At 34.9% G+C, this 14355-nt stretch carries 14 protein-coding genes; 4 read left to right on the forward strand and 10 right to left on the reverse strand.

Annotated features, from left to right (window positions below; all coding sequences use genetic code 11):
• Positions 1-212 precede the first annotated feature (212 nt).
• The 5 genes from C3L50_RS00545 to C3L50_RS00565 all read right to left on the reverse strand — a co-directional run bounded on the left by C3L50_RS00545 (position 213) and on the right by C3L50_RS00565 (position 5343).
• On the reverse strand, positions 213-560 hold the full coding sequence (locus tag C3L50_RS00545) for a DUF1508 domain-containing protein (RefSeq protein ID WP_103804005.1): 348 nt from the start codon (positions 558-560) through the stop codon (positions 213-215).
• A gap of 3 nt (positions 561-563) precedes the next feature.
• Positions 564-1166, reverse strand: coding sequence for a GNAT family N-acetyltransferase (locus C3L50_RS00550; RefSeq protein ID WP_103804007.1), 603 nt, complete (start codon positions 1164-1166; stop codon positions 564-566).
• A gap of 70 nt (positions 1167-1236) precedes the next feature.
• The gene (locus C3L50_RS00555) at positions 1237-1593 is read right to left on the reverse strand and encodes a hypothetical protein (RefSeq protein WP_103804009.1); all 357 of its coding nucleotides are present in this window, start codon (positions 1591-1593) and stop codon (positions 1237-1239) included.
• Between the two features lie 155 nt (positions 1594-1748).
• On the reverse strand, positions 1749-2927 hold the full coding sequence (locus C3L50_RS00560; protein WP_103804011.1) for an AIR synthase related protein: 1179 nt from the start codon (positions 2925-2927) through the stop codon (positions 1749-1751).
• Between the two features lie 226 nt (positions 2928-3153).
• Positions 3154-5343, reverse strand: a complete 2190-nt coding sequence (locus C3L50_RS00565; protein WP_103804013.1) for a glutamine synthetase III family protein — start codon at positions 5341-5343, stop codon at positions 3154-3156.
• 203 nt (positions 5344-5546) lie between these two features.
• Here C3L50_RS00565 and C3L50_RS00570 point away from each other — a divergent pair, with 203 nt between their 5' ends.
• Both C3L50_RS00570 and C3L50_RS00575 read left to right on the forward strand, forming a co-directional pair.
• Entirely contained in the window at positions 5547-6560 is a 1014-nt protein-coding gene (locus C3L50_RS00570; protein ID WP_103804015.1) for a glutamine synthetase beta-grasp domain-containing protein, read from the forward strand.
• 129 nt (positions 6561-6689) lie between these two features.
• Positions 6690-7631: a TerC family protein gene (locus tag C3L50_RS00575; RefSeq protein WP_103804017.1), complete on the forward strand. Its 942-nt coding sequence runs from the start codon at positions 6690-6692 to the stop codon at positions 7629-7631.
• Positions 7632-7692: 61 nt separating this feature from the next.
• On the opposite strand, the gene C3L50_RS00580 is transcribed toward C3L50_RS00575, so the two are convergent.
• Complete coding sequence (locus tag C3L50_RS00580; protein WP_103804018.1) at positions 7693-8205, reverse strand: hypothetical protein; 513 nt, start codon at positions 8203-8205, stop codon at positions 7693-7695.
• A 441-nt stretch (positions 8206-8646) separates the two neighbouring features.
• Between C3L50_RS00580 and purU the strand changes: the two genes are divergently transcribed.
• Entirely contained in the window at positions 8647-9501 is an 855-nt protein-coding gene (purU, locus tag C3L50_RS00585; RefSeq protein WP_103804020.1) for a formyltetrahydrofolate deformylase, read from the forward strand.
• 436 nt (positions 9502-9937) lie between these two features.
• Here purU and C3L50_RS00590 read toward each other — a convergent pair whose 3' ends face one another.
• The 4 genes from C3L50_RS00590 to prfA form a co-directional block, all read right to left on the reverse strand.
• Positions 9938-10723: an alpha/beta fold hydrolase gene (locus C3L50_RS00590; RefSeq protein WP_103804022.1), complete on the reverse strand. Its 786-nt coding sequence runs from the start codon at positions 10721-10723 to the stop codon at positions 9938-9940.
• 148 nt (positions 10724-10871) lie between these two features.
• Positions 10872-11684 (reverse strand): orotidine-5'-phosphate decarboxylase, encoded by an 813-nt coding sequence (gene pyrF / locus C3L50_RS00595; protein WP_103804653.1) that lies wholly within the window; start codon positions 11682-11684, stop codon positions 10872-10874.
• A gap of 37 nt (positions 11685-11721) precedes the next feature.
• Positions 11722-12081, reverse strand: coding sequence for a four helix bundle protein (locus C3L50_RS00600; RefSeq protein ID WP_103804023.1), 360 nt, complete (start codon positions 12079-12081; stop codon positions 11722-11724).
• Between the two features lie 73 nt (positions 12082-12154).
• The gene (gene prfA, locus C3L50_RS00605) at positions 12155-13231 is read right to left on the reverse strand and encodes a peptide chain release factor 1 (protein WP_103804025.1); all 1077 of its coding nucleotides are present in this window, start codon (positions 13229-13231) and stop codon (positions 12155-12157) included.
• Positions 13232-13776: 545 nt separating this feature from the next.
• On the opposite strand from prfA, the gene C3L50_RS00610 reads away from it, so the two are divergent.
• Positions 13777-14355, forward strand: a complete 579-nt coding sequence (locus C3L50_RS00610; RefSeq protein WP_133158831.1) for a hypothetical protein — start codon at positions 13777-13779, stop codon at positions 14353-14355.

Consider the following 14355-nt stretch of genomic DNA (forward strand, 5'->3'; position numbering starts at 1 on the left):
AGCAATTAAAACATTAAAACTCAATCCTCCTGCTCCGCAAAGTCTCCAGACTTTGAGGTAGTGAATTTCGATTTTCAATCGATTGTTTTTAGAAGATTTTATGTCAGTCGCAGACTGACAAATATGTCCTCAAAGTTAAAGACTTTGTGGAGCGACAACAAATCAAGAATGTAGCAAAGAACTGCAATTAGAAAAAAAATAATTAATCAAACTCAATCCTCAAACACAAATTCATTCATCGTAAAATCTAAAACATCCGATTTTACGGCTGTGCGAATGATTTCGTCAATGCCTTTTTCGAGTAATAAAGGCGTGGTGTATTTTCGGCTGGTGGCAACTAGGGCATCGTCAAGCATCATTTTAAAAAAGTATTTGCTGTTGGCCGCCCTCGATTTTACGTAAGTATATTTTTCGATGTTTGCTTTTATGGCTTCGATGCTATCTTCGCAATCCATTTTGAGTTCTAATGACGGACTGGTAAAAATAGTTTTTCCTTTTCGGGAAGTAAATACAAATTTGTAACGATCATCAAACCGTTTGCTGATAACGAATGTGCCCATAAATTAGAGTTTACTTTTCAGATTTTCTTTTACAGAGTCAAACCATTCGTTGCGAAGAATACTCAAAATAATACTGTCGCGTCTAACTTCACTCTCAAAAGTGGGCATATGATTTCGTAACACGCCTTCGACTTGGCAACCAATGCTTTTCATTGCGGCGATGCTTCGCTCATTATTGTTATCGGCACGAAATTCGACACGTTCCATTCCAAGGGTTTCGAAAGCAAATTGCAATAGCAGAAACTTGCAATGTTTGTTGAGTCCCGTTCCTCTGAAATCTTTTCCGTACCAAGTGTACCCTAATTGCAGGGTTTTGAACGGCAATTGAATATCATAAAAACGAGTACTTCCAGCATATTTTCCAGATTTTTTGTCGAAAACAATAAAGGGAAATTCGGTTTTGTTTTCTCTGGATTTTACAGCGTGCTGAATGTATTTCGTCAAATTTTCTTTTCCGTGTGCGGGAACTAATGAATATTGCCAAGTTTCGGGTTCGTTGATGGCGATTTCCAATAAATTATCAACGTCAAATTCTTGCAACGGACGAAGTAATACAAAGTCGTCTTCGAGGATTATATTTTGCGGGAAGCTAGAATTTATTGACATAGAAAGTGTGTTGAATTAGCAACAGATGACGAAAATTAAACGAATTTATCAGAATTAAAATGAATAAAAACTACTCATTAAATTCATCATACCGAACTGGAACTTGTGGATCGTACAACGGACATTTGAATTCTTCCAAAGTATCGGCCAGCAAATTCATCGTTTTTCCTTCGGTTCCGTAACAATCAATTTGGATGCTTTGTGGAGTGGTTTTGATTTGAAAAGCGCCTTTTCCTTTGGGATTTTTCCAGCTGTTTTCATCTACTTTTTCCCAACTCTCAAAAACTTTATTAATACGATTGAGAATGACTGAAACAGGAAGTACTTCCAAACCTTCGACTTCTTGATTTTCGATTAAGGCTTCGTAAACCAAATGATGGTTGAGATAAATTCCGTCTTGATATTGCCAAAAAAGGAGTTCGTACATAGTTTTTTTTTTGCCACAGATTTACTTCGCCTGTTCGCTATCGCTCGAGTCACAGATTAACACAGATTTAAAAAAAAGAGGTTAAAAATCCGCTTTTATCCGCGTTTTTGCTTTAGCAAATCCGTTTCATCTGCGTTCCAAAAAGCTGACGTGATTTAATACTCAAAAATTCCGTATTCGCTGATAATGGTCAGTTTTTTGGCATCGGCTGCTTCTACCCTGCCCACGATTTGTGCGTTGACATTGAACGATTTCGAAATGGCGATAATGTCCTGGGCAACGGCTTCGGGAACGTAAATTTCCATACGATGACCGCAGTTGAAAACCTGATACATTTCTTTCCAATCGGTTTTGGACTGTTCTTGAATCAGTTTAAACAAGGGTGGAACTGGAAATAAATTATCTTTTATGATGTGTAGATTTTGAACGAAATGTAAAATTTTGGTTTGTGCTCCTCCACTGCAATGCACCATTCCGTGAATTTCATTAGAAGAATATTTATCTAAAATTTTCTTGATGATTGGCGCATAGGTTCTGGTTGGCGAAAGCACTAATTGCCCTGCGTCGATTGGTGAATTTTCGACAGCATCGGTCAATTTTACTTGTCCTGAATAAATTAATTCTTCAGGAACTGCAGCATCGTAACTTTCAGGGTATTTGGTGGCCAAATATTTCCCGAAAACGTCGTGACGCGCTGATGTCAGTCCGTTGCTTCCCATTCCGCCATTATAGCTTTTTTCGTAAGTCGCCTGACCGAAAGATTCCAATCCAACGATTACATCACCTGCTTTGATATTAGCATTATCAATTACTTTAGAACGTTTCATACGAGCCGTAACGGTTGAATCTACAATGATAGTTCGAACAATATCACCCACATCGGCAGTTTCTCCACCTGTTGAATGAATGGTTACTCCGAAAGAGTCTAGTTCTTTAATCAGTTCTTCTGTTCCGTTAATGATTGCTGAAATTACTTCGGCAGGAATCAGGTTTTTGTTTCTTCCTATCGTTGAAGAAAGTAAAATATTATCAGTTGCTCCTACACACAATAAATCGTCGATATTCATAATCAAAGCGTCTTGTGCAATTCCTTTCCAAACGGAGACATCACCAGTTTCTTTCCAATACATATACGCCAAAGACGATTTGGTTCCTGCTCCATCGGCGTGCATTATGAGGCAATACTCTTCGTCATTGGTTAAATAATCGGGAACAATTTTGCAAAAAGCCTGTGGAAATAATCCTTTATCAATATTTTTTATGGCGTTGTGCACATCTTCTTTAGATGCTGAAACTCCTCTTTGCGCATAACGTTTGCTAGAATCTGAACTCATTTTATCGGTGTGTAGTTGTGGGGGCAAATATAAATCTTTTTTTTGGGTTTTGCCTATTTAGACACAGCATTCGATTTTAAAATTTTCAACCACAAATTACACGAATTAGCACAAATTTTATTATTATTTTTTAAATTAAATTACACCAATTTTGACACGCAGATTATGGAAAACAAAAATGCCTTTCCTGTTTTTGGAAAGGCATTTTAATAAAAGTGAATTAGTCTTATTTTGTAAGCAACAATTCTCGGTATTTGGTCAATGTCCAAGTTTCGTCATCGACCAATAATTCTAATTTATCGCAGTGATTTCTAATTTCTTCAAAATACGGTTTTACTTTATTGCAGTAGGCTTCTGCCATTTCTTGAGCATTTGTAAGATGATTGGCTTTCTTCCTTTCGTTAGTCATTGCTTCCACTTTAGAATTGATACCTTCAATATGTCCGGAAACTTCCCTGATAAGAATAATTTGCTCTTTGGCCAATGTTTTGAATTCATCTCCGAAAATTTCTTTCAACCCTTTTACGTTTTCAATCAAGGTGTTTTGATAGCGAATGGCTGTTGGAATTACGTGATTTTGTGATAAATCTCCCAAAACCCTACCTTCAATTTGGATTTTCTTGGTGTATTCTTCCAGTTCAATTTCATAACGAGCTTCGACTTCTACGTGATTCATAATGCCCATTTCTGAAAATAAATCCAAAGCTTGTTTTGATGCTCTGGCTTTCAAAGCTTCGGGAGTGGTTTTATGATTGCTCAACCCTCTTTTGGCAGCTTCTTTTTCCCAAGCATCGCTGTAACCGTCGCCTTCAAAAAGGATTTTTTTAGACAATTTGATGTATTCTCTCAAAACATTGAAAATTGCTTCGTCTTTTTTCAACCCTTTGGTATCGATCAAAGCATCTACTTCTACTTTAAAATCTTTCAATTGTTTGGCAACAATAGTATTCAAAGTGGTCATTGCATTCGAACAATTCGCCGAAGAACCTACTGCTCTGAACTCGAATTTATTTCCTGTGAAAGCAAAAGGCGAAGTTCTATTTCTGTCGGTATTATCCAAAATTACTTCTGGAATTTTACCTACTACGTTCAATTTTAAATCGGTTTTTTCTTCTGGAGATAATTTTCCATCGGTCACACCTTCTAATTCCGCCAAAACCTTTGTTAATTGTTCTCCAATAAATACTGATATAATAGCTGGTGGCGCTTCATTGGCTCCCAATCGATGGTCGTTACTAGCTGTTGCAATAGATCCTCTTAATAAGGATTCATAATCATTTACGGCTTTGATGGTATTAATAAAGAAAGCCAAAAACTGTAAATTACTCATTGGCGTTTTGCTCGGACTCAACAAGTTTACGCCCGTATCTGTTGCCAAAGACCAGTTATTATGCTTTCCTGAACCGTTGACGCCTTTGAATGGTTTTTCGTGAAATAATACTTTAAAATCGTGACGCTCGGCTACTTTTTGCATTACATCCATCAACAAGCAGTTGTGATCTACAGCCAGATTTGTTTCTTCAAAAATTGGGGCTAATTCAAACTGATTTGGCGCTACCTCATTATGACGGGTTTTTACAGGAATGCCGAGCAACATACATTCTTGCTCTAAATCTCTCATATAAGTCAAAGCACGGGTTGGAATCGAGCCAAAATAATGATCGTCTAATTGTTGCCCTTTGGCAGAAGTATGTCCTAGTAAAGTTCTTCCTGTCATAATCAAATCAGGACGGGAATTTGCTAAAGCACTGTCAACCAGAAAATATTCTTGTTCCCAACCCAAAGTGGCGGTCACTTTTTTTACATTCTTATCGAAATATTTACAAACTTCAGTTGCCGCTTCATCTATAGCAGACAAAGCTCTCAACAATGGAATTTTATTATCCAAGGCTTCTCCTGTATAAGAAATGAAAACCGTTGGAATACACAAAGTTGTACCATAAATAAATGCTGGAGATGTTGGATCCCAAGCCGTATATCCTCTTGCTTCGAAAGTATTTCGGATTCCACCATTTGGAAAACTAGAAGCGTCTGGTTCTTGTTGAACCAATTGTCCGCCGCCAAATTTTTCTACAGATTCGCTACCATCATAAGAGGTCTCGAAAAAAGCATCGTGTTTTTCGGCAGTCGTTCCTGTAAGCGGTTGAAACCAGTGTGTATAATGGGTAACACCTTTCGATAACGCCCATTCTTTCATCCCCATAGCGATGTAATCAGCTAATTTTCGGTCAATTTTTGTTCCGTTTAAAACAGCACCTTGCACTGCTTTTAAAGCATCCGAAGTCAAATATTGCTTCATTGCTTTTTCGTTAAAAACATTCGAACCAAAAAGAATTGATTTTCTGTCTGTTTCCTCAAAAAGGATAGATTTTCTGCTAGAAGCTTCTTTCAAAGCTTGAAAACGTAATGTTGCCATAATTTTCGATAATTTTGAACAAAGGTAATTATTAATTTTTGCATATAAAAAATTTAATATTTACAATATTACCTATACAATTATGGGGTATTCATAAAAATAACATTATACAAATTAATTTATACCCCATTATTTTACACTAATAATACTTTTAATTTATATTTGCATAATAATAAAACAACACTTAATTAATTTATATTGTTATGGCAAAAATTAAACTAGAGTACCTTTGGTTAGACGGATACGAACCAACTCAAAATCTTAGAAGTAAAACTAAAGTAGAAGAACACGAAAATTTTCAAGGAACATTAGAAGAAATAGGAAACTGGTCTTTTGACGGTTCATCAACTAGACAAGCAGAAGGTGGTTCATCTGACTGTATGTTGGTTCCTGTTGCAATTTACCCAGATCCAACTCGTATTAACGGATATTTAGTAATGACTGAAGTTATGAATGCTGATGGAACTCCACACCCATCAAATGGTAGAGCTACTATTGATGACGATGGTGATTTCTGGTTTGGTTTCGAACAAGAGTATTTCATTATGGATACAAAAACTTTATTACCTCTAGGTTTCCCTGTTGGAGGTTATCCTGCACCACAAGGAATGTACTACTGTTCAGTAGGAGGAAAAAATACTCACGGAAGAAAATTAGTTGAAGAGCATGCTGATTTATGTATTGCTGCTGGTCTTAATTTTGAAGGAATCAATCAAGAAGTAGCTTGTGGACAATGGGAATTTCAATTGTTTGCAAAAGGAGCAAAATTAGCTGGAGATGAAATTTGGGTTGCTCGATATATTTTAGATCGTTTGACTGAAAAATACGGTTACTATATAGAATACCACCCAAAACCACTTGGAGATACAGATTGGAATGGCTCTGGTATGCACGCTAACTTCTCTAACGAAGTTTTAAGAACTTGTGGTTCTAAAGAAACTTACGATAAAATTTGTGAAGCTTTCCGTCCTGTAACTGCTGAGCACATTGCTGTTTACGGAGCTTACAACGATCAACGTTTGACAGGTAAACACGAAACGGCTTCTATCCACGATTTCTCTTATGGAGTATCTGATAGAGGATGTTCAATTCGTATTCCATTATACACTGTAAAAAATGGATGGAAAGGATATTTGGAAGATAGAAGACCAGCATCTAATGGTGATCCATATAAAATTGCTGCAAGAATCATCAAAACTGTAAAATCAGCTTTGTAATTCTAATTCAATTATACAAACAAATGCCTTCAGAAATGGAGGCATTTTTTTTGCAAACAGATTAAAAATAAGTTTCAATTCTATGCAATCAAGAAGTATCTTTGCTAAAACTATATAAATTATTTATTTATGACTGTCTGGATTATATTTTTATCAGCTATCGTTTTATTTCTAGCCCTGGATTTGGGAATTTTTAACAAAACACCGCACATTATTGGCGCTAAGGAAGCTAGCAAATGGACAGCCGTTTTTGTAACACTATCTTTTTTGTTTTCGGGAGTAATTTATTGGTTATACAACAACAATTACATTAAAAACCCCGATGGCCTAAAACCCATTACGGCATCCATAAAATACCTCACGGGCTATTTAATCGAGTTATCACTAAGCATCGATAATATTTTTGTTATTGCCATTATTTTTTCTTCATTCAAAATACCCAAAAAACTCCAACATAGAGTATTGTTTTGGGGAATAATAGGCGCCATTGTATTTAGAGGATTAATGATTTATTTTGGTGTATTAATCATCAACAAGTTTGCTTGGACGACTTATTTGTTTGGCATTTTCCTGATTTTTACAGCATTAAAAATGTTATTCACCAAAGAAGAAGATGAATTCAAACCTAAAAATTCATTTATTTACAAATTATTAGGAAAAATAATTCCAATTACCCATCAGGCCGACAAAGAACATTTTTTTGTAAAAATTGATGGAAAAACATTTGCTACTCCTTTATTTGTAGCGCTAATTGTTATTGAAGTTATGGATGTAGTATTTGCATTAGATAGCGTTCCAGCAATTTTAGCGATTACATCTGACCCATTTTTGGTATTTAGTTCTAATATTTTTGCCATCTTAGGATTGCGTTCCATGTATTTCTTTTTAGCCCATATGTTAGAAAAATTCAGTTATTTAGAATATAGCCTTATTGCGATTTTGAGTTTTGTTGGACTCAAAATGTTGCTCAAAGAACTTATAGAAGTTCCTGAATGGGCCTCATTAGGTTTTATTGCACTTTCACTGATTACTGGTGTTGTTGTTTCTCTAAAAAAGAACAAAGACGATTAAAACAGTAAGGCATAAAAAAAAGGAAATCTCACGATTTCCTTTTTTAATTTCAATTAATTTCTTAGAAATTTATCTTTTGAATTTGATTTTCTTTAAGCTTTAAAGCCGCCATAACAGCATTATAATTATTTGTATCTACAGTAGCAGAAAAACTTCCTGGCACGATAACAATTCTAAAAGTTTGATTATTCAAATACGTTGGAGTCAATGATAAATTATAATTTCCACCTGCGTAAATAGTAAAATCTTCTTTACTAAAATCGAAATCATAATCGAGTTCGCCTTGTGTTAAAAAAAGCGTTCTTGGAATGGGCTGCCAAATAGGAGTGTTCGAATCAATTGTTCCAGACAATCTGTAAATTAAAACAACATCTGAAGCATAAATGTTAGGAGTTAATTTTTGATAAATATGATACCCATCCGTAGCATCATATGCAAAATTCACATTTTTAAGTTCAAACACTTCGGCTATTAAACCATCTTGACCAGGTATCCCCGGGGCTCCCTCTGGTCCTGTACAACTTTGAAATCCAAACATTCCGATAACGGCTAAAAGTGTAATTATTTTTTTCATGATTTTAATATTTTATTGGTTCGAATAGGGTATTCCAAAAATCAAACCAAAAATACTGTTTTTAATGATTTTACTTAAAATAAATTGTTTTTAATTCGCTATTAGCCATATCTTGGGATATTTTGCAATTAGAAAAAGACACAAATTCGCAATAAAACTTGATTAAGGAGTAGATTGCACGAAATAAAAAAAGCCTAAATCAACTACAAAATACGCTAACAAACTATTTATTATCAAAAATAAGAGTAGTTTTGAGGAAAATTAGGAATTTATTTCTAGCCCTGATGGAAATGGAAAGCTCGGAACTTTAGAAAGTTATTTTTATTAGCAGAAAAAAGCGACAAATACCGATAGCTATCGGGACTTTTTCTGACTTAAAAAAATACTTTATAAAGTGAGGACTTGAAATGTACAGCAGGATTAGCTTCAAATTAAACAATTATGCAAAAAATTACCATTCTTATACATTGTGAAGATCAAAAAGCAATTATTGCTTCTGTAACCAATTATATTGCTTCAAAAGATGGAAACATCATTTATTTAGACCAACACGTAGATGCCGACGAAAACGTGTTTTTTATGCGTTTAGAATGTGAATTCAGTGCCAAAAACTGGAATTTAGAATCCCTAAAAAACGATTTTGAAACTCAGTTAGCCACACCATTCAAAATGTTTTGGGAAATGTACACTCAAGAAGAAAAACCCAAAATGGCACTATTTGTTTCTAAATACGACCATTGCTTGTACGACATTTTAGGACGATACAGCGCTGGAGAATTGCCCTTAGAAATTCCAGTAATCATAAGCAATCACGAGGATTTAAAACCAATTGCCGAACGTTTTTCTATACCGTTTCACCATGTTCCTTTTACTAAAGAAATTAAAGAAGAAGGCGAACTAGCCCAATTGGATTTGTTACAACACTATAAAATAGATTTCATTGTTTTGGCGCGATATATGCAAATTATCACACCCAACTTGATTGCAAAATACAGAAACAAAATCATCAATATCCATCACTCCTTTTTACCTGCTTTTCCGGGGGCAAAACCCTATCATTCGGCTTTTAAACGTGGAGTGAAAATTATTGGTGCTACCAGCCATTATGTTACCGAAGGTTTGGATGAAGGGCCAATTATTGAGCAAGATATCGCCCGAGTTTCACACAGTCTTTCTATTGAAGATTTTATTATGAAAGGACGTGATTTAGAACGTCTAGTTTTGGCAAGAGCCATAAAATTACACGCCGAACACAAAACAATGGTTTATGATAATAAAACGGTGGTGTTTTCGTAAAAATTCCTTCTGTAATTTGGTTTTACATTAATTCACAACTGCAATAAATATGAGTTCTTTGTTCGTTTTTCTTAATTTAAAAAAACATTAACGGAACTCCAACAAAGTAATAACATATCATTAACAGCAAAAAAAGGAAAACTATCTGATCTTTGCAGTGTAATAAACTGGTTATTTATTATTTTGGTTAGGTTAGTTAAAAATATGCCGATATCTTAGGATGTCGGCATTTTTTTTTTGCAGAATCTATTTGACAAAAAAACTACCTCATCTACCATAAAAAGTTAACGGAACTACAACAAACTAATAACATATCATTAACAGCAAAAAAAGGAAAACTGTCAGATCTTTGCAGTGTAATAAACTGGTTATTTATTATTTTGGTTAGGTTAGTTAGTAAAAAATTGTCGATGTCTTTGGATGTCGGCATTTTTTTTTATTCAATAGAACCAATAAATGATAAGACTTCATTATTGAAAACCATTGGTTGCTCGACATTGACTACGTGACCACATCGTTCAATTACAAATAATTTTGAAGATTTATAATGCTTTTCGACCACCAATCTAACCGAGGGCAAAAACATATAATCTTCCTCTCCCATTACATAAAGCGTTGGGATATTCAATTCTACTTGGCGAAACCATTTGAGCAATGGATTGATTTCGGCAGTGAGTTTGAACCATTTTATAAATTCTTTCTGGTATAATTTTTTGGCTTCGTTTATAAAAAGCAAACGAGATTGTTTGTGACTTTTTTTAGGCATAATCACAAAAGCAAAAAATTTGTACAACACCAAATAAGGCAACACATATTTGAACGTATTTCCTAATTTCATCAAGATTTGGGAGCGAAAATTCATTTTCAAAATGGCTCCACCCAGAATCATACTTTGTACTCGTTCGGGATGCATTTCGGCCAATTGTCTAATCAAAATCGTTCCGAGTGAAATGCCTACGAAATGTGATTTTTCTATCTTTAGATGATCGATAACTTCCAAAACATCATTGGCAATGGCTTCGAAAGTATATTTTTTTTGAAACGCTTTTTTTATAACCGATTTCGAGTCTCCGTGACCTCTCAAGTCCAACAACAACACATTATACTGACTCTTAAAATCCCTAATTTGCTTGAACCAAATAGACGAACTACCACCCGCTCCGTGAACAAAAGTCACCCACTGATCACTGTTTTCGTTTGTGTATGTGATGTAGTTTATCATTATTTTAAATGGAACACAAATTAAACGGATTCGCAAAAGCGAAAACACGGATTAAAACGGATTTTTTCAATAAATTTAATTCGTTGCAATGTAGAAAAATTTCAGCCACGAATTTCACCTATTCTCACGAATTAATTTGTGGCTAGTTTTATTTTAAAATTTCTTCCATTTCATGTTGCATTTTCAGGGCTTCTTCCCTTGCCTTTTCGGCAAAATCAGTTCCGTTGGAAGCATAAATAATCGCTCTTGAAGAATTAATTAATAATCCAACATTGGCGTTCATTCCGTATTTACAAACTTCAGAAAGACTTCCTCCTTGTGCGCCAACGCCAGGAACCAATAAAAAACTATCGGGAACAATTTTGCGAATTTCAGTAAAATATTCCGCTTTGGTTGCACCCACAACATACATCAGGTTTTCCGAATTTTTCCAATTTTTAGAAGTTTCTAAAACTTGTTTGTACAATTCTGTTCCGTCCACATTTAGGGTTTGAAAATCGAAAGCGCCTTCATTGGAAGTTAAGGCTAACATTATGGTGTGTTTGTTTTCGAAAGCCAAAAACGGCTCCACCGAATCTTTTCCCATATAAGGTGCAACGGTAATACTATCAAAGTTCAAATCTTCGAAGAAAGCTTTGGCATACATTGATGAAGTATTGCCAATATCACCCCGTTTGGCATCAGCAATCGTGAAAATATCGGGATGGTTTTCGTTGATATAGTTGATGGTCTTTTCAAGAGATTGCCAGCCTTTGATGCCATACGCTTCATAAAACGCCGTATTGGGTTTATAGGAAACAGCCAAATCGTGTGTGGCGTCAATGATGGCTTTGTTGAATTCGAAAATCGGATCTTCGAGTGCTAATAAATGTTGTGGAATTTTATTCAAATCGACATCCAATCCTACGCAAAGGAAAGATTTCTTGTTTTTGATTTGGTCTATGAGTTGTTGTGTAGTCATTTTTTTGGTGTTGGGTGTTGGGTGTTGGGTGCTGGGTTTAGACTTGAGAATCAACATATTTTTTTAAGGACTGAATTCTTTTTTGAATTACATTAAGCTCGGCAATAATTTCTAAGTGCAAAATTACATCCACAAAACCTATTTCTTTAGCAATTTCAATTTGAGTCTCTAATTCAAAGGCAGAACCTAAACTTATCTGTAAAAACCTGGAAAAATCCTTTTGAGAACTTCTGGAACAACCTTCGGCTATGTTCGACGGAATTGAAACCGCACATCTATTAATTTGAGAAACCAGTCCAAATTTTTCTTCGTTTGGAAAAGAACCTGTTATTGTGTAAATTCTTTTTACAAATAAAACAGAACTTTGCCAAACTTCTAAATCCCTAAAGTTTCTCATATATTTTATTTTTTACTAAAATCAGCACCAAAAACCTAAGACCTAACACCCAAGACCCAGCACCCAGCACCTGCTAAAATACCTCGCTCGCTTCTTTCAGTTTCTCCATATTGTTCACCAATTGCAATTCGTCAACAATTTTCTGAATGTCGCCATTCATAATATTTCCCAAATCGTACAACGTCAATCCCACTCTGTGATCCGTCACACGACCTTGTGCATAATTGTAGGTTCTAATTTTGGCCGAACGGTCACCCGAACTTACTTGCGAAGTACGTTTGGTCGCATCTTCCGCTTGTTTTTTGGCCAATTCCATTTCATACAAACGAGAACGCAAAACGATTAAGGCTTTGTCTTTATTCTTATGTTGTGATTTCTGATCCTGACATTGCGCCACCAAACCTGTTGGAATGTGCGTCAAACGAACCGCCGATTTGGTCGTATTTACCGATTGTCCACCAGGTCCTGACGAACAAAAGAAATCCACACGAACATCGTTCATATCAATTTGTACATCAAATTCTTCGGCTTCCGGAAGCACCATAACCGTTGCTGCCGAGGTGTGAACACGTCCTTGTGTTTCCGTTTGTGGCACACGTTGCACACGGTGAACACCCGCTTCAAACTTTAAAGTGCCGTAAACATCTTCGCCAGTAACTTCAAAAATCACCTCTTTGAAACCGCCCGAAGTGCCTTCGTTCATATCTACAACCGAAGTTCTCCAACCCATTCCTTCGCAATATTTGGTGTACATACGGAACAAATCTCCTGCAAAAATACTCGCTTCATCCCCACCCGTTCCAGCACGAATCTCCACCATCACATTTTTGGCATCTTCAGGGTCTTTCGGAATCAACATAAACTTGATTTCTTCCTCTAATTGAGGCAAACGTTCCTTGGCTTCTTCGAGTTGCATCTTGGCCATTTCGGTCATATCCGCATCACTACCGTCGGCTATAATTTCGTTAGCTTCATCAATATTGGCTAAAACTAAAATGTATTCCTCTCTTTTCTCCACCAAAGCTTTGATGCTTTTGTATTCCTGATTCAGTAGCACATAACGCTTTTGATCAGCAATCACATCGGGCTGAATAATCAAATCCGAAATCTCGTCGAAACGCTGCTTTACATATTGAAGTCTATCTAACATATTCTTGTTCCTTTTATTGGAGTGCAAATTTACAAAAAAGAATTGCAGTTTGCAAGATTGCTTTTTTGATGTGTACAGACGAGCGAAGTTATGCAATCAAGTATAGACTCAGTTTTGTCATTCCGACGCAGGAGGAATCTCATTAGTTGCTCGCATTATGTGATTTCTCCTTCGTCGAAATGACAAAAATCTTTCACTTCCCGTCACTTCGAGTGTTTTTTAATAGTAATGCGGCAGCTTTACTATTAAAAAATGTATAGAGAAGCCTACAAGAACTAACATTCCTCCAAAATTTAAAAAAAAATACAAAAAAAACACTCTTTTACGGTTTCCCGTAAAATTACTGATTCAAAAGGAGTTACTTTTGAAAAAGATTTAAAATTAATAGGAATTAATCAGTATTTTTGGTTAAAATTTCTATATTTGAATTAATAAAAAAACGTAGTAAAGTTGCGCCAATCAACCCATTTTGGGTTTATATCCGAAAGTTAATTGCGTATATTTGAGAGTTAGTGGCAACCACAGAAAAACAGAACGTTAAAACAATGGAAATAAATCAATTAAAAGATTTTATTAAAAACAAATCAAAAACTATTTCTGAAAATTTTCACAATATTTCAAAAAATGGCTTTTTACAAAGTATCAGTTTTGAAATAGATGTTAATAAACTTGATTCCAAATATTTGGACAAAGTTAACATTACAAAAGATGGCGATTTTTCAGAATATTTTCAAAAAATGATTAAATATGAAAACTTTCCAGCTTTGTATTTCTTTGAAATAAATGAAACTGTTGAGAAAGAAGAAATTGTAACTCTTATCAAAAAAGTAAACGAAGAATCTCAATTAAATATTCCAGCTCAAAATAATACATTAAAAAATCAAGGAGTTTTGTATGTCGGTAAAGTCAAAAGTTGTGCTTGGGGAAGATTAATTCAACATTTAGGTTATCACAAAAACAGAAAATCTCACGGATTACAATTAGATTTTTGGGCAAAAGAAATTAAATCAGAACTTAAATTAAAATATACTGTTATGTTTTTTGAAGAAAACATAAAAGAAGATATAAATATTTTAGAAAGAATTTTAGCAAATCAATTAAATCCTATTATTGGAAAACATTAA

It is taken from the genome of Flavobacterium alvei, from assembly GCF_002920895.1.
GTDB lineage: Bacteria > Bacteroidota > Bacteroidia > Flavobacteriales > Flavobacteriaceae > Flavobacterium > Flavobacterium alvei.

What these genes read in the sequence shown, in the direction of transcription:
- C3L50_RS00575 (WP_103804017.1), top strand. Translation starts at nt 6,690, where the DNA reads ATGACTGTCTGGATTATATTTTTATCAGCTATCGTTTTATTTCTAGCC.
- C3L50_RS00555 (WP_103804009.1), bottom strand. Translation starts at nt 1,593, where the DNA reads ATGTACGAACTCCTTTTTTGGCAATATCAAGACGGAATTTATCTCAAC.
- purU (WP_103804020.1), top strand. Translation starts at nt 8,647, where the DNA reads ATGCAAAAAATTACCATTCTTATACATTGTGAAGATCAAAAAGCAATT.
- C3L50_RS00580 (WP_103804018.1), bottom strand. Translation starts at nt 8,205, where the DNA reads ATGAAAAAAATAATTACACTTTTAGCCGTTATCGGAATGTTTGGATTT.
- pyrF (WP_103804653.1), bottom strand. Translation starts at nt 11,684, where the DNA reads ATGACTACACAACAACTCATAGACCAAATCAAAAACAAGAAATCTTTC.
- prfA (WP_103804025.1), bottom strand. Translation starts at nt 13,231, where the DNA reads ATGTTAGATAGACTTCAATATGTAAAGCAGCGTTTCGACGAGATTTCG.
- C3L50_RS00610 (WP_133158831.1), top strand. Translation starts at nt 13,777, where the DNA reads ATGGAAATAAATCAATTAAAAGATTTTATTAAAAACAAATCAAAAACT.
- C3L50_RS00565 (WP_103804013.1), bottom strand. Translation starts at nt 5,343, where the DNA reads ATGGCAACATTACGTTTTCAAGCTTTGAAAGAAGCTTCTAGCAGAAAA.
- C3L50_RS00600 (WP_103804023.1), bottom strand. Translation starts at nt 12,081, where the DNA reads ATGAGAAACTTTAGGGATTTAGAAGTTTGGCAAAGTTCTGTTTTATTT.
- C3L50_RS00550 (WP_103804007.1), bottom strand. Translation starts at nt 1,166, where the DNA reads ATGTCAATAAATTCTAGCTTCCCGCAAAATATAATCCTCGAAGACGAC.
- C3L50_RS00560 (WP_103804011.1), bottom strand. Translation starts at nt 2,927, where the DNA reads ATGAGTTCAGATTCTAGCAAACGTTATGCGCAAAGAGGAGTTTCAGCA.
- C3L50_RS00545 (WP_103804005.1), bottom strand. Translation starts at nt 560, where the DNA reads ATGGGCACATTCGTTATCAGCAAACGGTTTGATGATCGTTACAAATTT.
- C3L50_RS00590 (WP_103804022.1), bottom strand. Translation starts at nt 10,723, where the DNA reads ATGATAAACTACATCACATACACAAACGAAAACAGTGATCAGTGGGTG.
- C3L50_RS00570 (WP_103804015.1), top strand. Translation starts at nt 5,547, where the DNA reads ATGGCAAAAATTAAACTAGAGTACCTTTGGTTAGACGGATACGAACCA.